The organism is Brevibacillus sp. BD137, from assembly GCF_041644655.1.
Taxonomy (GTDB): domain Bacteria; phylum Bacillota; class Bacilli; order Brevibacillales; family Brevibacillaceae; genus Brevibacillus; species Brevibacillus brevis_D.
Genome location: NZ_JAOTNO010000004.1, coordinates 143,916 through 164,364, shown reverse-complemented (window position 1 = coordinate 164,364; position 20,449 = coordinate 143,916). Strand labels below are relative to the sequence as shown.

The window sequence follows — 20,449 nt, the reverse complement described above, 5'->3', positions numbered from 1 at the left end:
TTTGCGTTGATCTACTCTTGTCTCTTGGTAAGCAGTGCTTCGGCTTCCCGATCTCTTCGGTCGGTTTCGCCATTTTTGGTCCATTGTAAAAAGCGGTCGTCCAAAAGCTCTGCCAAGATTGCTCGTTTGTCCGCTTCGCTCACAGACAGCGAGAGTATTTGTCTTCTCATGCTGCCGAGAAAAAGCGTGTAGTCCTCGTATTCCGGTCCTACCCACTCTTCGACCTGGCGGCGCATTTTCTTTGCCAGACCCGGGTTGTTTCCACCCGTAGAGATCGCAATCTGCAAGTCTCCACGTGCAACGACAGATGGAACAGTAAAGGAACAGAGGTCTGGGCGATCAACAATATTGATCCAATGATGCGGACGACACGCTTCGTATACCGCCAGATTGACGGCGGGATCACTCGTCGCTGCGATGATGAGCACTGCCTCTTCAAGGTCCTGTGGGGTAAAGGGGCGCAGTGCTACCGTCAGTTTCTTGGCGTGTGCCCATTCAAGAATAGTTGCCGTACAGGAGGGACTCACAACGGTGACATCCGCACCAGCAGCAAGCAGACTGCCAATTTTCCGCTCGGCTACTTGCCCGCCACCGACCACCAAGCAACGCTTGTTTTGTAGATTGACCATCATGGCATAATGCGTCACCAGCGTTCCCTCCCCTCGGTTTCCTATTGTTGCACGTGCTCGATTCCAAGCGTAGCTTCAAACCAGTTGATTTTCTCACGCATCTTCACGACTTCACCGACTAGAATGATAGCTGGATTCGTGATGTGACTGTTTTGGGCCAAACGCTCCTCAATATCAGCCAAGGTACCCGTTACTACCGCTTGCTGAGGGAGTGTTCCCCACGAGATGACGGCTACTGGCGTATGTGGATCGCGTCCGTGCTTGATTAATTGGGTGCGGATCAACGGCAGGTTGGCGACTCCCATGTAAAAAGCAACCGTATCGATGCCATTCGCGAGAGCACTCCATTTTTCTACCGCCAGCTCCGGCTTGTCTTCACGCAAGTGTCCCGTCACGACAGCGAATGACGAGCCGTGATCGCGGTGTGTGACCGGAATACCCGCATACGCCGAGGCTGCAATTCCAGCTGTTACTCCCGGGACGATTTCAAAGGCAATTCCTCGCTCAGCCAAAAGCTGCGCTTCTTCTCCGGCACGACCAAACACACAAGGATCTCCGCCTTTTAGCCGTACGACGACTTTTCCTTCCAGCGCTTTTTCCGCTAACAGCTCGTTAATCGATTCCTGTCTCATCGTATGATGATCCGGCAGCTTGCCGCAGTAGATGCGTTCTGCCATCTGTGGCGCGTACTCCAGCAAGGCTGGGTTTGCCAGACGATCATACACAACCACATCTGCCTTTTGCAGGCATTCCATTCCTTTTACAGTAATCAGCTTTGGATCGCCAGGGCCAGCTCCTACGAGATAGACTTTCCCCGTGCCGCTCATCGGTCACTTACTCCTGCTGATGCAAATGTCGCCATCTCACGAACCATCCGTGTCGCTGCTTCCACGATTGGAAACGCCAATGTTGCTCCGCTTCCTTCGCCCAGTCGCAATTTCAGGCTGAGCAGCGGCTCCTTGCCTAATGCTTGCAGGACAAAATCATGCCCCGGCTCCTCAGAACGGTGACCCGCGATTAAGTAATCAGCAACGAGTGGCTCCATTCGAACAGCAAGCAAAGCCGCTACCGTAGCGATAAAGCCATCCAGCAGCACAGGGACACGTCGAGAGGCAGCTCCCATGATCGCCCCAGCCATTGCTCCGATTTCCAGTCCGCCGACTTTTGCCAAAACGTCCAACGGATTGGTCGCATCCGGGCGATGCAAGGCGAGTGCTTCGCGAACAACTGTCTTTTTACGCTGCCAGCCTGCGTCATCCAGCCCTGTTCCACGTCCGACGATTTGCTCAGGATCAGCTCCGGTTAAGGCTGACAGGATCGCGCTACTAGCTGTCGTGTTGCCAATACCCACTTCACCGACGATCAGGACTTTGGCGCCTTCCCCGATCATCGCTTCTGCCATCTCGAGGCCAACTGCGATAGAGCGCTGCGCTTCGTCTGCCGTCATCGCAGCTTCTTTCAGCATATTGCCCGAGCCTGCTCTGATTTTCTTATGATAAACACCTGGTGCTTCGATCTCGACCGCTACACCGACATCTACGATTTTTTGAATGGCTCCGATTTGTCTGGCGAAGACGTTGACTCCAGCTCCACCATGAACCATATTCAGCACCATTTGCGCTGTCACTTCCTGCGGATAGGCAGAGACACCTTCCCGTGCCACACCGTGATCGGCCGCAAAAACAAGCACGCCCGGCGGTGTTACAACAGGCATTGTCTCACCTGTCATCCCAGCCAGCTCAATAGCCAATTGCTCCAGGCGACCAAGGCTGCCAAGCGGTTTGGTCAACTGATCCACATGCTGTCTCGTTTGCTCACTTGCTTCCTGATTTCGTGGCTCAATCGCCGGATAAATGACTGACATTATACTGCACCTCTTTTTCTTGAAAAGCCTTCATGTACTCTTCGATCGTATCCAACTTCACATGGCGACGAACAGTATCCGCCAACAGATCGTACCCCTGCTCTCGTAGAGCGACAAAAGATGGGCGATCCGTAATGGGTGAGAGTCCTTTTTGCTCACGGATGGCATTCAGCAACAGTGTGCGGAAGTGGTCATTGTGGAACAGGCCATGGAAATACGTGCCGATCAACTGCCGCTCCTCCTGACAATAGCCCTCCGTACGCCCCTCCATCTGGATAAAAGGAAAATCGTTGCGCGAATAAGCGGATTGCCCCATGTGAATCTCGTAGCCTTCCACCGTCAGCTTTTCCTTCGCAAATACTGCTTCTCCACGGGACAAAACAGTCGTTTTCTTCTGTTCCATCGTCGTAATCATCGGGATAAGACCCAGCCCATCAAGCTGCTGTAATGGAGACTCGACCCCAGCCGGATCATGAATGGCTTCTCCCAGCATTTGATAACCGCCGCACAAACCGACGATATACGTCTTCCCTTTATGATGAAGGTCTTTGACCGCCGCGGCAAGACCTGTCTCTCGTAAGAATTGCAAATCCTCGAGTGTGTTCTTGCTGCCCGGCAAGACAATCAGGTCAGGTTCACCCAGCTCTTCCAAACGTGTCACAAAGCGCATCCGGCAATCCGGCTCTACAAAAAACGGGTCCACATCTGTAAAGTTGGAAATTCGTGGATAGCGCAAAACCGCAATGTCAATCTCCCGCGGTGTCTCACGTTGACCTTGATAACGGTGCAAAATCAACGAGTCCTCCGCATCGATCCACAAGTCTGGAATAAATGGCACGACACCAAGAACAGGCTTGCCCGTATATTCCTCGAACCAGTCGAGTCCCGGCTGCAAAAGCATCAAATCACCTCGAAAACGATTGATGATGACGCCGATCACGCGGTCCCGATCTTCAGGCTCGAGCAGTTGGAGGGTACCGACCAAGCTGGCAAACACTCCCCCTCGCTCGATATCTGCCACCAAAATGACGGGCGCATTCGTGAGACGAGCGACTCGCATATTGACGAGCTCACGGTCATTCAGATTGACCTCTGCCGGACTGCCAGCCCCTTCAATGACGATCCGCTCGTAGGAGCTGGCGAGTCGTTGATACGCTTCCTCAATGATCCGCAAGCCCTTGTCATAAAACTCCGTCCGATAGGCAAAAGCCTTCATATTGCCGTATGGCTCGCCGTTAACGACAATTTGCGATTCGGAATCTCGTGTCGGCTTGATCAAAATGGGGTTCATGTCAGTTGTCGCCAGAACTCCTGCTGCCTCTGCCTGAACGCCCTGTGCCCGGCCGATTTCTTTTCCATCCAGCGTCACGTAGGAATTCAGGGCCATATTTTGCGATTTGAACGGAGCTGTCTTGTAGCCATCTTGGGCAAAAATCCGGCACAGCGCTGTTGCAATCGCACTTTTTCCTGCATCCGAGCTGGTACCTTGCACCATCAACGGGAGGGTTTTAGGCACGCTCGGCCACCTCCGCGCAACGGCTCAGCCAACGTTCGACCAGTTCAGGGTTGGAGCCGAAATGCAAGTGAGTATAGCCTGCGACCAGATTTTCTTGGACATAGCCCTCCGGTTTCGTACCGCGGAGCCCTTTCGTCTCATATGCTGCTGGCAGCTCTTGATCCGAAGCATACGTAGAGTAATGGAATTCATGCCCTTTTGCCTGTTCCTCGGTGCCGATCAAGAAATTGCCTTCCTTGCCACGCACTTCCCGATAGCCAAGCGCTGCGAGCTTTTTCTGCATGGTCACCTTGCCAGGGATGAGCCCCACCATTGGATAGCTGCCGCCATCGGTTGTGACGATCGCCTCTGTCAAAAACATGTAGCCGCCGCACTCAGCCAAGGTAGGCAAGCCTTTTGTAATCGCAGATCGGATCGATTGTTTCACCGCTTCATTTTGCGATAGCTCTGCTGCAAACTCCTCCGGGAAGCCTCCCCCGATGTACAAGCCATCTGCGTCCTCAGGCACTCCCTCACCGGCCAGTGGGGAAAAGAACGCGAGCTTCGCGCCATATGCTTCGAGCAGCTCCAAATTTTCCGGATAGTAAAAATGAAAAGCAGGGTCCTTCGCTACAGCAATGGTGACATTGGCAGACGCTTCTCGCGGAGCAAACAGCGTAGGTTCTACTTGCAGCGGCTCAGCCTTTGCCAGTTCCCAGATTTGCTCCAAATCGACTGTCTCTGCGATCAAGTCAGCCAGCTTTTCAAACAGCGGTGTCAACTCTCCACGCTCGACAGATGGCACCAACCCGAGATGACGTTCCGGTATTTCCAGCTCATTCTCCCGTTTTAGATAGCCTACGACCGGAATCCCGCATTCCTGCTCGATCGCTGCCTTCACGATTTTGTGATGCCCTTCACTCCCGACCTTGTTCGCGATGACACCTACGATTCTCGCCTGTGGATTGAGCAGTTGAAAGCCTTTGACAATCGCAGCTGCACTGCGCGCCATGCTCTGGCAATTGACCACCAACAGAACCGGAGAGCCAGTCAGGATGCTGATTTCTGCCGTGCTGCCTTTATCGCTGGTCGCTTCCTTGCCATCGTACATGCCCATGACACCCTCGATAATCGAGATGTCAGCACCCTCGCTGCCGCGGACAAAAATCTCCTTCACGATCTCGTGCTCCAGCATGAAGCTGTCCAGATTACGCGAGGCTCTGCCGGTCACAGCCGTATGATACGTAGGATCGATGTAATCAGGCCCGCACTTGAAGCCCTGTACGGTATGCCCTTTTCTTTTCAGAGCAGCCATCAGTCCGATAGTAACGGTTGTCTTACCCGCTCCGCTGCCCGTTCCTGCAATCACAATACGGCGGCTGTCCGTCATGCGCGCTCCTCCTCATGATAGGGCATCAATCCGACCGAAATGGTGGTGTTGCCCGACTTCTTCTTGGTCAAAACGAGTTCGCCCACGCCAGCGTACAGCTTTGCGGCAGGCTCACTCACTCCGTACGCTCCAGTGAACTTGAAGACGGTATCAGATGGATCGCTGATCTCTACCTGATTCAACTCTTCAGGCGAATACCAGGCGAACGGCCAGCCGTATTTTTCGCAAACGGCGATGAGACCCGCTTCATCCTTTTTCAGCTCGATGGTCGCCAGTGCTTTTACACTTTTGATCGAAAATTGCAGTTCATCCAGCGTTTCCTTGATGACAGCCTCGATCTCCTCTGCGGAGGTTCCCCGGTTGCAACCCATCCCGAGCACGATTACCTTCGGACGATAAAGGACGCCATTGTCCAAAATCGATTGTTCCTCCGGTGTGAGCAAACGATGAGAGACGACGAGAGCAGCTTGCGGCTGATCGGCTTGTGCCTCAGCGATTGTCGCGTATTCCTTGATAGACGGTGGCATCGGTGTGTCATGCATCCACCAGTCGCGTTCACCGGATTCATTGATGACGGCTACGCGCTCCTCGTTTACGACAGAAGCACTGACAGGGGTCAGCTTTTCAGCGGAATCCCACTCCCAGCCAAAACGTCTACCGAATAGATCGACGGGAATCGTTTTTTGTACGTCAGATGCTGTGGTGATAATCGGACGAGCACCCATGACTGCCGCTACCTCGCGAGCCAGCTCATTGGCACCGCCCAAATGGCCAGACAGCACACTGATGACATTCTCCCCACGGTCATCGACGACGACGACACCCGGGTCTTTCTTTTTGTCTTCGAGCAAAGGTGCGATCATCCGAATAACCGCACCCAGTGAAATAATGATGATTAAACCTTTATAAGCAGGCCAGAGAGCGGGAAACAGCATCCGGACACTGTTGGAAAACAGCTGGATGCCGCGCGCTTCCTCATCTCCGCGCTCGAACTTGCTCATGTAGTACAGGTCTGTCCCAGGGAATTTCTGTGCCAGATCGCGCGCCATCTCTACTCCGTGCTTCGTGATCGCGACGATCGCATAGTCTCCGCGCTGCTCGATAACAGGGATTTCTCCCTCGATCAGTTCGATGATCTTCATTATTCCTTCACACCTTTTCTGAACCCGTGTGTAAAGGTTTTATCGTACAGCTTGGAGCGGTATTGCTCGCTCTTGTCGTGGATGTTCGGGTCCAATGCCCAGCCAGCCAAAATCATCGCGTGTTTGCGAATACCATTTTTGCCCATGTCTTCGTCCAAATTTTTCAGCGTGGTCCGAACGATCAATTGATCCGGCCAGCTTGCACGTTGTACGACTGCTACTGGTGTATCCTCGCTCCAGCCTGCATCGACCAGCTCACGGACTACTTTTTTCGTCAAAGTCGCGCTAAGGTACAGAGCCAACGTACAATGATGCTCAGCGAGCGCACGCAGCTTTTCTCTTTCAGGCACCGGTGTGCGACCTTCTGCGCGGGTGAGGATGATCGTCTGTGTCAGATCAGGAATCGTCAGCTCGGCTCCTACTGCTGCCGCTGCCGCAAATACTGAGCTCACACCTGGAACGATTTCTACCTCGATGCCTTTTTCTTTTAATAGGGCAATCTGTTCCATGATCGCGCCATAAATGGACGGATCACCTGTATGCAGACGTACGACTGTTTTTCCGCTATGAATACGGTCTACCAACAGCTCTACCATTTCTTCCAATGCCATACCCGAGCTTTGCAGTACCTCTGCATCGGGATTGCTCATTGCTACCAAGTCCTCGTTCACGAGGGAGTCGGTATACATAATGACGTCTGCCTTTTGCAGCAGCTTCAAGCCTTTTACCGTAATCAAATCAGGGTCGCCGGGACCCGCTCCCACTATGTACAGTTTCATTATTTTTTCACCACCATCAGTGTAAGATAGCTAAGCTCTGCCCGCTCCAGTTCACGCATATCGGTCCAAACCATTTCCTCGGAGGAAGTGACCTTGGTCGCTACCGCTGCCTTTTCAGCCAGCCCCATTTCTTTCAGCAAGCCAATGATCATTGGCAGTACCTTTGCTACCTTCAGGAACACGACGGTATCGTGGTTCTCAAGCGCTTTGCGCATGGCTTCCTTGTCTTCTGTTGCCGGGATGATGCCGATCTGCTCGTCCCCGTCCGCCAGCGGCAGATTGAAACGGGAAGCTGCTCCCAGAAACGAAGAGACGCCTGGTACGGTCACGATTGGTACTTCCGGGTGCTCCTCATGCATGACGCGCATCATGTGGATGAACGTGCTGTAAAACATCGGATCGCCTTCCGTTACAAAAGCAACATCCTTGCCTTCCGACAAACGCTCCCAAACGATCTCCACTGTGTTGTTCCACTCGCGTTCCAAAATTTCTTTGTCCCGCGTCATCGGGAATACGAGCCCAAGCATTTCCTTGTCTGGGGTCTGCACATACAGCTCTGCGATTTGATGCGCGTAGCTTTTGCTGCCCATCCGTTTTTTCGGATACGCAACTACTGGTGATTGCTGTAATAGACGAAATGCCTTGACGGTAATCAATTCAGGGTCGCCGGGACCTACTCCCAGCCCGTACAATGTTCCGATCTTAGTCACTTGCTGTCTCCTCCTTGTTCTTCTGCCTGCTTGGCCCAGGCCGTAATGATGTAGATCGGATTCAATGCTTCAAAGCGCGTCAGGGACAAAATCGGCTTGCTGCGCGATAACTGCGCCAGTGTCACCGATGTCTCGAATCCTTCCTGCGCGAATGCTTGTGTCGCTTCGTACAATGTCTCAATGGTCGCTGCATTCACCACGATCCGGCCATTCGGGCGCAGTCGTGTGCAGCAGATGTTCAACAGCTCGCGCAATTCTCCACCACTGCCGCCAATAAATACGGCATCCGGGTCCGGGAACTCATCCAAGCCGTGTGGGGCGCGTGCGTTAATCACTGTCAAATCCGTGCGAAACTTCGCCATGTTCTGGCGGCAGTTTTCCAGATCGTCCACGTTCTTCTCTACGCCGTACACTTCACCCTCACGCGCAATTCGTGCCGCTTCAATGGCGACAGAGCCTGTGCAGGTGCCGATGTCCCAGACGATGCTTTTCGCATGCAATTGCAGCTGCGCAATGCTTAAAATGCGCACTTCTTTTTTCGTGATAAGTCCCTTGTCCGGCTTGCGCTGGGAAAACTCCTCGTCTGCGATTCCAAACGGCCACACCGGGCTTGGACGACGTTTTTTCAGAATCACGACATTCAGATCAGAGAAGCTACCATCAGCCATTTCCTCAAGGGAATACCAGCCTGTCCGCTCTTCGGCACTGCCGAGGTTCTCCGCCACGAACGCATCGTACTCATTCATTTGGAACGAAAGGAGATAGCGGGCGATTGCTGCTGGCGAGTTTTCCCGATCCGTCAAAAGAGCGACCTTATCCTTCCCGTCGATCCGTTGCGCCAGACCTTTGATACTGCGTCCGTGCACACTTGCCAATGTCGCATCCTGCCATGATTCGCCCATTTTGGCAAAAGCGAGCTGGATGGAGCTGAGGTGCGGGTAAATCTCCACGTTCAGCTTTTTGGAAAGTAAGCCACCTATCCCGTAAAAGAGCGGGTCGCCTGACGCCAGAATGACCGTCTTGCGTGTCTCTGTGCGTAGCTCTTCTACCATCGCGGTCAGTCCGCCCTTTAGTACACGCTTCTCCCCTGTATACTCCGGGAAAAAGCTGAGGTGCCGCTCTCCTCCAACCAACAGTTCACTTTCCTCTATCCAATTCCGGTACAACGGCAGCAGGCTCTGCTGTCCATCATCCCCGATTCCAATTACTTTCATAGCCTGTGTCATTGATCGTCACCCTTCCCAACAGGGACCCTTTCATTGTGATGATGATGGTTTCGACCTCGATGCCGCCGCCCACTTCCTTTAGTGCAGCGCGACAGCAGTTTTCGCACATGATCTCGAAAAAGGCTGGCGTGTCCACCATCATATCGCCTACCTGCGAAGCGGTGTTGGCTCCCAAAATTTCGTCAATACGCTCCTGTGAAGCTCCCGCATCTGCTGCCATTTGAGCGAGGAAGCCGAAATCGACGGGTGCGCTTTTGGAATGAACCATCATGACGCCCTGCGCTACCTTGGAAAACTTGCCCATCATCCCGACCAAGGTCACTTTGCGCATCTTTTTGTTCTTGCACTGCTTGAGTGAAAAGCCGACGAAATCGCCCATCTCCACGAATGCTTCTTCCGACAGCTCTGGATAAGTAGCGACCCCGTAGGATTCACTCTTACCGCCCGTCGACAACACAATATGATCGCAGCCGGCTTCCTTGGCGACATTGACCGCTTGTGCCACGCTTGCCTTGTAGGCAGAAGTGGAAAACGGCACCACGATTCCACGCGTCCCCAAAATGGAGATGCCGCCGAGTATGCCGAGTCGTCCATTCAAGGTTTTTTTGGCGATTTCCTCACCCGCAGGCACGGAGATGACGATTTTGACCCCGCGCTGTGTCCCGTACTCATCCAGAACAGCCTGCGCGGTTTCCCTGATCATTTTGCGCGGGACGGGATTGATCGCTGCCTCGCCAATCGGAACGGGCAACCCTGGCTTGGTCACCCGTCCCACACCGAGTCCGCCATCCAAAATAATCCCGGGCTCATCCGACCATTCCACCGTAGAAAGAATTAGGGCACCGTGTGTCGCGTCTGGGTCGTCTCCCCCATCCTTGATCGTGCTTGCGGTCGCCTTCTCCAATGAAAACTCGCAGCTCTCCATCTGAAAGGTGACGTCCTCACCGATTGGCAGGCGAATCGTCGCTTGGCTTTGCTCTTCCTGAGTAATCAGCGCGATCAAAGCAGCCTTGGTCGTCGCCGTTGCACATGATCCAGTCGTATATCCGTGGCGGAGGGGTTTTGCCTCTTTCTCGTCCGTTGCTGCTTTGGCTGCCATCTGCTTAGCCCAACCGTTCCGCCATAATTGAAATGGCATTCAAAGCTGCTACCGTTACTGGGCTTCCGCCTTTACGTCCCATGTTTGTGATGAATGGGATATCGAGCTTCGCCAGCTCTTCCTTGGATTCTGCCGCGGATACGAAACCAACTGGCATCCCGATCACCAAACCTGGCTTTGCTTCGCCTTCCTTCACCATGCGGATCAGCTCCAGGAGTGCCGTAGGTGCGTTTCCGATGCAAAAGATCCCGCCATCTGCTTCCTTGATCGCTTTGCGCATGGAAATGATCGCACGTGTTGTATTCAGACGCTTCGCTTCTTCCATCACATCGCGGTCAGAGATGTACACCTTTACTTCTCCGCCGAATTTTTCAATGCGGTTTTTGCTGATGCCGACTTGCACCATCTGTACATCTGCTACGACGATTTTGCCGCTGCGGATCGCTTCGATTCCCGATTTTACTGCGTCCGGGTGGAAAACAAGGCTGCGTCCAAGATCGAAGTCTGCGGATGCGTGGATGACGCGTTGTACTACTGGATATTGTTCTTCTGTAAAGGAATGCTCGCCCAGCTCATCTGTAATGATTTGAAAGCTCAAGTCCTCAATCTCTTGCGGTTGTACGGTCATCGGTTTAAATTCCGTTTTGAAATCCATGGTTAGTTTCCTCCAGTCACTTGTTTGAGTTGAGTCAATACGCTTTCGAAATCCGAAAACTTCGTTCCATAATCGATCTTTGGACGACCGATGACGATTGTTTCGATGCCCATTTCCAGTGCCGCTTCCACCTTTTCATCAAAAGCGCCTACCTTGCCGCTCTCCTTGGTGATCATTAGCGTGACACCATAATGCTCGTAGAGCGCTTTGTTCAGCTCCTTGGAAAAAGGACCTTGCATCGCGACGATGTTTTTTTGCTCGACACCGAGCTCTTCGCATTTCTGCATATTGTCAAGACGCGGCAGCATGCGGGCTACCAGCGTCGTGTCCGGCAGGCCCAACAGCCGATCCGTGAACGTTTTCAGCGTCTTGCTGCCCGTCGTCAGCATGATGACGCCGCGCTTTTCAGCCGCCAGTTCAGCCGCCTGGACGTAGTCTTCTACTACAATCAGCTTTTCACTGCCCGGTGAGGAGAGGCTTTCCCGCTCGTAGCGAATGTAGGGGACTCCCGCTCCTTGCGCACCTGCCATGGCGTTCTTGGAGGCTTCCTCTGCGAAGGGGTGACTCGCGTCGACTACGCATTGGACGGCTCTGTCTTGGATCAGCTGCTGAATATCGTCAGCAGTCAGGCGTCCGACCTGAACGGGCACACCCGCTTCCTCCATACTTTTCGCAGCATTGTCGGTGACAACTGTCGTTAACAGATCGTAGCCCTTGTCCTTGATTTGCAAAGCCAACTCGCGCGCGTCGCTCGTTCCAGCCAGTACCAGAATCATGCTGTCTTCCTCCTACTTGGTAACGTGGTCGTGCTTGTGATCATGCTTGTGGTTATGATCGTGGTCGTGGTCATGGTCATGGTCGTGATGATGATGGTGACCATGGTGGTGGTGATGTCCATGCTCGTCATCGTGGTGGTGATGGTGATGGTCGATGTGCTCCATGGCGGCTAGCCTGTACTGACAGGTATCACAGTTCAGCTTCACTTCACCATGCAACGCTTCCACCACACGATCCTTGAGCACTTCTTTCAACAACGGATGGAAGCCAAAATACTCGGCCATTTCGAACTCGGCTTCTGGATATTGCTCACGGAACTTCTCGAGCTGGTCGCTCATCCGTTTGATCAACACACCCGTGAACAAGAAGTACGGCAAGAGTACGATGCGCTTCGCACCCAGCTTCAAGCAACGCTCAACGCCCTCGTCGTACAAGGGATATGTCACGCCCATGAAGGCGGTCTCTACCCACTTGGCTTTGTAGCGCTCCCAGAACAGTCGGGACATTTTGTAAATATCGCTATTGGCATCTGCATCGCTGCTGCCGCGTCCGATTACAAGTACAGCCAGGTCATCGTTGTCTTCCCCGGAGGCAAAGCCTGCCTCTTCCATGCGAGCGGTCAAAATATTGATGACTTCGTCGTGAATGCCGATCGGGCGTCCGTAGATGAACTGAACGTGTGGGTGCAGCTCCTTCGCCTCGTCGATGGCAGCTGGAATATGAATTTTCGCATGTCCGGCAGAGAACAGGATGATTGGAATCACCGCCACGCGGGTTGCTCCCCGAGCCACGCATGTATTCAAGCCTTGCAGCATATCAGGACGGGCAAACTCCAGAAAGCACGTCTCGATAATCGGTACATCCAAGTCCGGTGTTAGCGTAGCCACAAACTGGCGAATCTCTTCATTGCCTTCCGGGTCTTTGCTTCCATGACCTACAAATAATACTGCGTCCATTTTATGTCCCCCTCGTTTTTAGTGGTGTTCTTGCATTAATCTCCGCATGCAGCATTCTCGATTTCAGCTTTGGCTGGCTCGTACCATGCAAAGCCCTCCAGCTCACCTACACGTTGGAAAAACTTGTGGAACCTCTCGTTCGGAAATGCGTCTTTTTTGAATCGGTTCACGATTCGCTCCACGAGTGGAACAATCTCTTCTTTTTCGATACCTTCTGCTACCGGAATACCGGAGTGTGCATTGCGTCCCACCGTTTTGGCTCCCAGGAATAAATCGAACTTTCCTTTGCGGAATACGATCCCAATATCCTCTTGAACCGCGCCATAGCATGCCATCCCGCAGCCGTTGAAGCCGATCTTCAGTTCTTTCGGCATTTCTTTTCCACCAAGCTTTTGGTGCAGCTCCTCGGCATAAGGGATGCTGTCTTTTTTCTCGCCGTCGCAGAAATCACACGCTTTTACCTGCAAAACGTCACCGATCGGGCTGAGAATCAATCCAAGCTCTCGCAAACGGCTAGTGATGCTCTCTGGGTTGGCAGTGGGCACGCGCAAAATCATTTGGTGGTGTGGAGTGTATTCGATCTCGCCTTTTTCTCCTGCCACCTCGGCAATCGCCATCATTTGCAGCGGCGTGATTTTTTTGTTGGCAACACCCGGACTTACCGCGCATTCAAAAATCATCTCTGGCGTAAAGGTAGACACCGGACGATTGACTTGACCTACAGCTGGCGTGGTTTCAGTGCCTTTCGCCGCATTGATAGCCGTCAATGCCTCCATGGCCCATGCGAAAGGAGCTTTTGGTGCGGCTTCTTCTGTTACAGGCGGTGCTTCCAGTACTGCCGTGCTTGTTGGTACACGATTTGCTGGTTCTGTAGCAGGTACTCTATCCTCGGTAATGGCTACTGGTCTTTCTGTGTTCGGTGTTGCTGGTGTTGCCGGAGCTGACGCGAGGCTCTCCTCGGAGGCCTCGAGCGACCAAGGCTCATTTTCTACACGCAGACGCTGATGTGGCTTCAGTGGCTGCTCATCGGCAGACAGCGTGTATTTGCGCTGATAACCGCGCGGCGTAATCATTTTGCCGTCGTATACAAACGTCGATGTATTTCCGATAATCACAGTGGTCAACATGCCGATATCATGCTCCAGCATTTGGGCCAGGGTCGTCACGACAACCGTTTCGCGTTCGCGATATGCACTTTTCACGATACCGACCGGCGTATCTGGTGAGCGGTACTGCAAAAGAATGCGTTGTGCTTCGACAATCTGGCGTGTGCGTCGTCCGCTGCGCGGGTTGTACAACGCGATCACAAAGTCAGCCATCCCTGCTGCGTCAATCCGTTTGGCAATCAGTTCCCACGGCGTCAAGTGATCACTCAAACTGATCGTGCATGCGTCGTGCATGATAGGTGCACCGAGGATCGCCCCACAGGAATTGATCGCCGAGATGCCCGGTACGATTTCGATGGGTACGCCGGTAGCTTCTGTCCAGCCTTTTTCCACCAACACCTCGTATACGAGACCTGCCATCCCGTAAACACCTGAGTCTCCACTGGAAATGACCGCTACCTTTTTGCCTTCCTCTTCCGCCTGACGTACAGCTTCCCGTGCACGGGCCACTTCTTCCGTCATCCCTGTGCTGACGATTTGCTGATTCGTCAAAAGTCCACGGATCAAATCTACGTAGGTGGAATAACCGATAATGACATCGGACTCTTGCAGGGCTTCCCGCGCCCGCTTGGTGATATGCTCAAAACTCCCTGGACCAAACCCGATCACAAACAACTTGCCGCTCATAAGGCCCCTCCCCTTTTCGCTTCCTGTTTATAATAAAATCGATATCATCACACTAACGAGCAGACATAAGAGTGAAACGAGATACATCAAACGAATCGTCGCGACAATATCACTTGCCTGCAATGGTCGTTTTGCATCTCCCATTTTTGCCCGGTTCGATGCAACGCCTTGGTAATAATTCAATCCCCCGAGCTGCACGCCTAATGCGCCAGCGACTCCGGCTTCCGGCAAACCGCTGTTTGGACTCGGATGCAAGTGCGCATCTCTTCTGATCATTGCCCAGCACTGCTTCCCATCCAATCGCTGCAGCCAGCTTGCGGCGACGAGTAACAAAGCCGTCAAACGGGCGGGTATGTAGTTCAGTACATCGTCAAAGCGGGCAGACGCCCAGCCGAGATTCAGATACTTCTCGTTTTTATAGCCAACCATGGAATCGAGGGTGTTGGCGGCACGGTACGCCATTGCCAACGGTGCTCCCCCAATCGCTGCGAAAATCAAAGGAGAGACGATCGCATCGACGATGTTTTCCGCCACGGTTTCTACCGCTCCCCGACATACTTCCGGTTCATCTAGTCTCTCCGTATCACGTCCGACTACCATGGACAAGGAGCGTCTCGCCGCTTCCATGTCCCCAGCCACAAGATGACGGGCAATCTCCATCCCGGCATCGGCCAAGCCTTTTGTCGCGATCGTCGTAGAAATCAACCAGGCACCCAAGATCCAGGAAAGCACCGGATGGATAAACGTCGCTCCCCACAGAATTAGCCAAACCACAGCATAGCTACCGCCAACGATCACGACCGGAAACAGGACTCCTGCCAGCTTCAAATGCGACTCCTCTTTGACGAGAGAACGTATGACCCGTTCCAATCGTGTAATCCACCAGCCCATGATGATCACTGGATGCGGCAAGCTCCGGGGGTCTCCTACCACCCGATCAATCAAGTAGGCCGCGCATAATACCCATACTTCTGTCATGTTGTCCCTCTCTTATTCTTCAGGGGTTGTCGCATCCAACTCTGCTTTTCCGGATCCAAGCATTCCGCTACCAGCGCCTCTCCATGCTTCATGCCATCGACCTGCCAATATCGGTCAGGATTGTTTTCGAGCCAGGCGGCCTGGAACCAGCGGATCACGCCGCCATGTGTGACGATGACGATTGTATCGGATGCCTCCTCCTTGCCCGCTTCCTCCAACAAGGAAAGTAGCCAACGATCCACGCGCATCCCTAGCTCTTCCAGACTCTCCCCTTGTGGAGGTCGATTTCGAAAAGGATCGTCGTACCACCTCGTGGCCCGCACAGGGTCCGACTGCATTAGCTCATCGTAGGTCATCAGCTCCCACTCGCCAAAAGACAGCTCTCTCAAAGCTGGCTCCGAAATAACCGATAGCCCCCAAGTAGCTGCAAGTGGTTCGGCAGTCTGCATGCATCTGAGCAGATCACTCGAGTAAATCGCAGCGGGTCGCCCGATCAGCACTGGTAATTCCTTGGCTAAATCACTCGCGTGCAGATGCCCGCGCTCATTCAAAGGAACGTCGCTATGCCCCAAATATCGATGCTCACGATTGCTATCTGTCTCCCCGTGACGTATCCAAACCAGCTTCATAACCACCAGCTCCCGACTAGCACGAGCAGAACGACCGCTTCACTGCTTTCGATAACAGCCCCGTAGCAGTCTCCGTTTAAACCGCCTAGTTTTTTTGCAACCGAGCGTGAAAACCATAGAGCAAACAGCAGCGATAGGAAAATAGCTGTGATGACCTGCAAGCCTCCAAGATACCATCCTGCGGCAAACACGATGATGTAGCTCGCGATGATAGAGGAAACGGAAAGCCCGGAACTAATGCCTTTTCCGATTCCTTTGTCCGCCGAAAGATACGGCCAGAGCTTGATCGACAAAAGCACATGTGTCCGCGCTGCTACTGGCGCTACGATCAAAAAGCTGCCCCATCCCGGATGTGCGAGCTCTGCTACCGCACCCGCCTTGATCAGCAACAGCATAATCGCAGCAAGTACGCCCATCGCACCTACGCGACTGTCCTTCATAATCGCAAGGATTTGCTCTCGCGGCCTGCTGCTACCAAGACCGTCCGCGAGGTCCATCCACCCATCCATATGAAGACCACCGGTTACGTAGACCCATGCGATCAGTGTAAAAATGGCGGCGATCCATGGACTAAACAACACCAGTCCTGCCTGATGCACACCCCATAGCAATAAACCGATGACCAAACCAACCGCGGGATACCAGTTGACGCTTTTTCTCCACGCCTCCTCAGAAGGACGAAGCCACGGGACCGGAATACGCGTAAAAAACGAGATCGCGTGTAAAAATGCATTCATCCTTTGATCCTCCACGGTATCCCCGACAAAACCGCGTAGACGGCGTCCGCTTGTCGCGCACTTCTCTGATTGACATCGCCCAGCACATCCGCGAACCATCTGCCCAAACGACTCAAGGCTACACCGCCCAATCCGACCTCGCTTGTGACAGCAATGACTTTTTGCGGGGAATTCTGAACGAGGGTCAGCCACGCCTCTGCCTCGTGCAGCAGGGCTTGCGTGTGTGAAGCACTTCTCCATTCCGACTCATCCACGCTCATCAATCGATTACTCACCCAAGTGGACAGACAATCGATCAACACCACATCATACTGCTCACGAAATGCGTGGTAATCCGTTAATCGCTCTCCTATCTCCACACAGCCCCATTCCAGCGGACGACGTGCCTGATGCAGCTCGATTCTCTGCTTCATTTCATCATCCCAAGCCTTGCCTGTCGCCACGTACAGGACTCGACTGCCCAACTTCATCGCGAGCTCTTCCGCGTAGCGGCTTTTTCCTGAACGGACACCGCCTGTTACCAGCACCAAGCTCATCGCTGTTCCCTTCCTTCCGCATGGACCTCGCGAAGCGCTGCCAAAAGTCGTTCATTTTCCTCTCGTCCACGCACGGCAACTCTCACATCATGGGCCGTCAAACCGGGATACATCGCACAGTTGCGGATTAGAACGCCTTTTTTGCCGAGTCGTGCCTGCAGTTGCTCGGCTGGCAATCCTTCTGGCGAGCGCAGTAGCAAAAAGTTTGCCTCCCCCGGCCATACCCGCCAGCCCAACTCTCTACGGATGCAGTCAGTCAAATACGCACGTTCTGTTTTGATCAGCCTGCGCGTCTGTTCCTCGTATGCCTGCTCCTGCAAGCACAGTTCTCCTGCCAAAAGGGCCAGTGCATTTACGCTCCAGCTCACTTGCTTTTGGCGCATTTTCGCAATGACATCCGGATGTGCAATCGCATAGCCCAAGCGCAATCCCGGGATCGCGTACATTTTCGTCATCGAACGCATCAAAATCACACGAGGAAAGTGCTCCAGCTGCGTCGCCAATGTATACTGCCGCTCTTCCTCTACAAAATCGAGAAAAGCCTCGTCCACGATGAGCCACGTATTGGTCTCTTGCGTCCATTCCGCCATTTGGCGCAGCTCATCCGGTTGATACAGGATTCCGGTCGGATTGTTAGGTGACCCGACAAATACGAGATCCGCCTGCGCAAAAAGTGTATACAGCTCTTCAGAATCGGGCTTGTACCCGTTCGCTTCCTTCCCGAAGCAGCCAATGACACGAGCACCATACTGCTCGGAAAGTTGCGCGTATTCCGAAAAGCAAGGATACACCACACCAACTGTTTGCGGCGAAAGACCGAGGATGGCCAGTGCCATTGCCTCCGCGGCACCATTCGCAGGCAGCAGCCATTCCTCCGACATTTGCAGCCGTTTGGCCAGCGCACGACGAAACACACGATGTCCAGGGTCTGGGTAATGCCCTACAGCAGCCAACGAAGCTAGTAGCATCTCACGGACGCTTGCTGGCATCCCCAGCGGATTAATATTGGCACTGTAATCCAGAAACTGCCCGGGCTCTCGACCAAAGCGCTGCGCTGCGGTCAGCAGGTCTCCACCATGACCGTACGTCTCTATTACACCTGCGCTTGTCAAAACTCTACCCCCAGCACAGCTGGAATCCCTTCATCGTAGTAATGCTTGATTGGCTTCATCTCTGTCACCAGATCTGCGATGTCTAGGATCTCCTGCTTTGCTGCCCGTCCCGTAATCACGAGGTGGGTATGACTTGGCCTGTTTTGAATCGCTTCCAACACAGCGGACAATGGCAACACATCGTCAATCGGGAAGCGGTCAATCGCCAATGCATTATTCAGCTCATCCAGAATGACAACATCGTACGCTCCGGAAGAGAGCTTCTCGCTCGCAAACGCCCAAGCTTCTTTCAATGCCTCACGATGCTCCTCCGGTGTCTTTGTCCAGGTGAAGCCGACGCCCTTTTGCACGATTTCAATGCCCAATTTATCAAAAATAATCTTTTCTCCGTATGTTCGCTCCGGCGACTTGATGAATTGAACCATCAGCACCTTTTTCCCGCGCCCTGTCGCCCGCACAGCCAATCCGACTGCTGCCGTCGTTTTTCCTTTGCCGTCTCCTGTGTAAACGAGGGTCAAGCCCCGCTTCTTATCGTTTTTCTCCATCGTGACCACCTCAAAAAGTGACGTATTTTACTCCGCTGTTCTATCCATACTTTCCGAAGCAATAAAACGGTCATGACCGTTTTGTTGACCGCAAGCGGTCGCATCCACCTTTATGAAAAACGTCGAGACGTTTTTCACAAAAAAAAGCGCTCTGTTTCCCCCAGTACGTAAGGAAAAACAAAGCGCGGATAGCTGAAAAGCAACAATCCTCACCTCTTCCTTTGACCCGAAGGAAATCAGTGTAAACATAAAACAGGCAGGTCTCCTGGCTTGAGGATCATCGCTCTTCTTCTCCTTCCCGCTCCCGGATGGGCAGTGGATGGCATGGTGCCTTGAAGAATAGCTACTCTCTTACAGTGGCGGGACCGCGTTGGCTTTTCACCAAACTTCCCTTTTAACCTTGCTCCTGCGAATCGGTTTCGCAAAAACAAGGACCTGTTTCTCTTCCATATGTAAATGTCATTCGTTTCGTTGACAAGCACTTGCTTTAATAATAGCAAAAGCTACCGAGGATTCAAGCAAAAGCTGCCGATTCCTCGCAGGTGGCTATTGGCAGAAAATTTAAGATAATGACCGTTTACTTACTTGACGTTTTTCGTTACCCTATTGGCAAAACAATCGAAAGTGGTGTGCAGTCATGCTATATCCCCCGATTCCAAAAATAACAGACATGGATTTGCCCAGCCCACTGCCGATCAAGGAATGCAGCGAACCGATGATCCTCCTCTCTTCCCTTTCGGAACAAATCACGATCTATCCAGCCTACTACCACGAGGGCTATGCCGGAACAAAGCCGGAAGCCTTTTTGCGAGAAGGGGCAGCACGCAAGCTCGCTACGGCAGCCGCGCAACTGCCAGTTGGCTACAAGCTCGTCGTGCTGGACGGCTGGCGCTCGTTCGAGGTACAGGCATCGTTGTATGAGCGTTTCCGTGAAGCTCTGATTTTACAAGGCTGGCAGGAGGGACCCGCACTCACGGAAGAATTGAGTAAATTCGTTGCTTATCCAACAACAGACCTCTCCAAACCGTCCCCGCACCTATCCGGTGGTGCAGTCGATCTGACTATCGCAGGACCTGATGGCTGGCTGGAAATGGGGACAGACTTCGATGATTTCAGTGAAAGGGCTGAGACTCGCCATTATGAAGAACTCGTACAGCCTACCCAAAAAGACATCGAGATTCGAGACAATCGCCGACTGCTCTATCATTTGATGACTGCTGCCGGATTCGTCAACTATTCGCAGGAGTGGTGGCATTTTGAGTATGGTACGCGCACGTGGGGACAAAAAACGCAGCAGGAGCCGATCTATGGCGGAGTCTTGTCGATGTGAGAAATAGCTTCCATGAAAAAGACCGTCAGCTCATACTGCCTGACGGTCTTGCTTATTCGTATATGAA

General features: G+C 53.1%; 22 protein-coding genes and 1 riboswitch. Of the genes, 1 reads left to right on the top strand and 21 read right to left on the bottom strand.

What is annotated here, in order from left to right:
* Positions 1-11 precede the first annotated feature (11 nt).
* The 21 genes from ODZ53_RS10835 to ODZ53_RS10735 form a co-directional block, all read right to left on the bottom strand.
* The gene (locus tag ODZ53_RS10835; protein WP_372676930.1) at positions 12-647 is read right to left on the bottom strand and encodes a precorrin-2 dehydrogenase/sirohydrochlorin ferrochelatase family protein; all 636 of its coding nucleotides are present in this window, start codon (positions 645-647) and stop codon (positions 12-14) included.
* A gap of 23 nt (positions 648-670) precedes the next feature.
* Positions 671-1,456 (bottom strand): uroporphyrinogen-III C-methyltransferase, encoded by a 786-nt coding sequence (gene cobA, locus ODZ53_RS10830; RefSeq protein WP_372676929.1) that lies wholly within the window; start codon positions 1,454-1,456, stop codon positions 671-673.
* Complete coding sequence (cobT, locus tag ODZ53_RS10825) at positions 1,453-2,493, bottom strand: nicotinate-nucleotide--dimethylbenzimidazole phosphoribosyltransferase (RefSeq protein WP_372676928.1); 1,041 nt, start codon at positions 2,491-2,493, stop codon at positions 1,453-1,455. The genes cobA and cobT overlap by 4 nt, the downstream gene beginning before the upstream one ends.
* The gene (locus ODZ53_RS10820) at positions 2,468-4,009 is read right to left on the bottom strand and encodes a cobyric acid synthase (RefSeq protein WP_372676927.1); all 1,542 of its coding nucleotides are present in this window, start codon (positions 4,007-4,009) and stop codon (positions 2,468-2,470) included. Before ODZ53_RS10820 ends, cobT begins: the two co-directional genes overlap by 26 nt.
* Complete coding sequence (locus ODZ53_RS10815; RefSeq protein WP_372676926.1) at positions 4,002-5,378, bottom strand: cobyrinic acid a,c-diamide synthase CobB; 1,377 nt, start codon at positions 5,376-5,378, stop codon at positions 4,002-4,004. Before ODZ53_RS10815 ends, ODZ53_RS10820 begins: the two co-directional genes overlap by 8 nt.
* Positions 5,375-6,520: a cobalt-precorrin 5A hydrolase gene (locus tag ODZ53_RS10810; RefSeq protein ID WP_372676925.1), complete on the bottom strand. Its 1,146-nt coding sequence runs from the start codon at positions 6,518-6,520 to the stop codon at positions 5,375-5,377. The genes ODZ53_RS10815 and ODZ53_RS10810 overlap by 4 nt, the downstream gene beginning before the upstream one ends.
* Positions 6,520-7,299 carry a precorrin-4 C(11)-methyltransferase gene (gene cobM / locus ODZ53_RS10805; RefSeq protein WP_087344448.1) on the bottom strand — a complete coding sequence of 260 codons (780 nt, stop codon included), beginning with the start codon at positions 7,297-7,299 and terminating at the stop codon, positions 6,520-6,522. The genes ODZ53_RS10810 and cobM overlap by 1 nt, the downstream gene beginning before the upstream one ends.
* Positions 7,299-8,009 carry a precorrin-2 C(20)-methyltransferase gene (gene cobI / locus ODZ53_RS10800; protein ID WP_016741771.1) on the bottom strand — a complete coding sequence of 237 codons (711 nt, stop codon included), beginning with the start codon at positions 8,007-8,009 and terminating at the stop codon, positions 7,299-7,301. The genes cobM and cobI overlap by 1 nt, the downstream gene beginning before the upstream one ends.
* Positions 8,006-9,235: a precorrin-6y C5,15-methyltransferase (decarboxylating) subunit CbiE gene (gene cbiE / locus ODZ53_RS10795; protein ID WP_372676924.1), complete on the bottom strand. Its 1,230-nt coding sequence runs from the start codon at positions 9,233-9,235 to the stop codon at positions 8,006-8,008. Before cbiE ends, cobI begins: the two co-directional genes overlap by 4 nt.
* Positions 9,198-10,334, bottom strand: a complete 1,137-nt coding sequence (locus ODZ53_RS10790; protein ID WP_372677405.1) for a cobalt-precorrin-5B (C(1))-methyltransferase — start codon at positions 10,332-10,334, stop codon at positions 9,198-9,200. Before ODZ53_RS10790 ends, cbiE begins: the two co-directional genes overlap by 38 nt.
* Positions 10,335-10,338: 4 nt before the next feature.
* Positions 10,339-10,989, bottom strand: coding sequence for a precorrin-8X methylmutase (locus tag ODZ53_RS10785; protein ID WP_012684976.1), 651 nt, complete (start codon positions 10,987-10,989; stop codon positions 10,339-10,341).
* Positions 10,990-10,991: 2 nt separating this feature from the next.
* Entirely contained in the window at positions 10,992-11,765 is a 774-nt protein-coding gene (gene cobK, locus ODZ53_RS10780; RefSeq protein WP_012684975.1) for a precorrin-6A reductase, read from the bottom strand.
* A 12-nt stretch (positions 11,766-11,777) separates the two neighbouring features.
* Complete coding sequence (locus ODZ53_RS10775) at positions 11,778-12,722, bottom strand: sirohydrochlorin chelatase (RefSeq protein ID WP_372676923.1); 945 nt, start codon at positions 12,720-12,722, stop codon at positions 11,778-11,780.
* Between the two features lie 35 nt (positions 12,723-12,757).
* A complete protein-coding gene (gene cobJ, locus ODZ53_RS10770; protein WP_372676922.1) occupies positions 12,758-14,515 on the bottom strand; it encodes a precorrin-3B C(17)-methyltransferase in 1,758 nt (585 codons plus the stop codon).
* 27 nt (positions 14,516-14,542) lie between these two features.
* Positions 14,543-15,493, bottom strand: a complete 951-nt coding sequence (gene cbiB / locus ODZ53_RS10765; RefSeq protein WP_372676921.1) for an adenosylcobinamide-phosphate synthase CbiB — start codon at positions 15,491-15,493, stop codon at positions 14,543-14,545.
* Entirely contained in the window at positions 15,490-16,122 is a 633-nt protein-coding gene (locus tag ODZ53_RS10760; RefSeq protein WP_372676920.1) for a histidine phosphatase family protein, read from the bottom strand. The genes cbiB and ODZ53_RS10760 overlap by 4 nt, the downstream gene beginning before the upstream one ends.
* The gene (gene cobS, locus ODZ53_RS10755; RefSeq protein ID WP_372676919.1) at positions 16,119-16,859 is read right to left on the bottom strand and encodes an adenosylcobinamide-GDP ribazoletransferase; all 741 of its coding nucleotides are present in this window, start codon (positions 16,857-16,859) and stop codon (positions 16,119-16,121) included. Before cobS ends, ODZ53_RS10760 begins: the two co-directional genes overlap by 4 nt.
* Positions 16,856-17,395 (bottom strand): bifunctional adenosylcobinamide kinase/adenosylcobinamide-phosphate guanylyltransferase, encoded by a 540-nt coding sequence (cobU, locus tag ODZ53_RS10750; protein WP_372676918.1) that lies wholly within the window; start codon positions 17,393-17,395, stop codon positions 16,856-16,858. Before cobU ends, cobS begins: the two co-directional genes overlap by 4 nt.
* The gene (cobD, locus tag ODZ53_RS10745; protein ID WP_372676917.1) at positions 17,392-18,507 is read right to left on the bottom strand and encodes a threonine-phosphate decarboxylase CobD; all 1,116 of its coding nucleotides are present in this window, start codon (positions 18,505-18,507) and stop codon (positions 17,392-17,394) included. Before cobD ends, cobU begins: the two co-directional genes overlap by 4 nt.
* Positions 18,504-19,052 carry a cob(I)yrinic acid a,c-diamide adenosyltransferase gene (gene cobO, locus ODZ53_RS10740; RefSeq protein ID WP_372676916.1) on the bottom strand — a complete coding sequence of 183 codons (549 nt, stop codon included), beginning with the start codon at positions 19,050-19,052 and terminating at the stop codon, positions 18,504-18,506. Before cobO ends, cobD begins: the two co-directional genes overlap by 4 nt.
* Positions 19,053-19,079: 27 nt before the next feature.
* A complete protein-coding gene (locus ODZ53_RS10735; RefSeq protein WP_372676915.1) occupies positions 19,080-19,301 on the bottom strand; it encodes a hypothetical protein in 222 nt (73 codons plus the stop codon).
* Positions 19,291-19,506: riboswitch (cobalamin riboswitch) on the bottom strand. It overlaps the preceding gene by 11 nt.
* A gap of 183 nt (positions 19,507-19,689) precedes the next feature.
* Between ODZ53_RS10735 and ODZ53_RS10730 the strand changes: the two genes are divergently transcribed.
* Positions 19,690-20,382, top strand: coding sequence for a M15 family metallopeptidase (locus tag ODZ53_RS10730; RefSeq protein WP_372676914.1), 693 nt, complete (start codon positions 19,690-19,692; stop codon positions 20,380-20,382).
* The last annotated feature ends 67 nt before the right edge of the window (positions 20,383-20,449 follow it).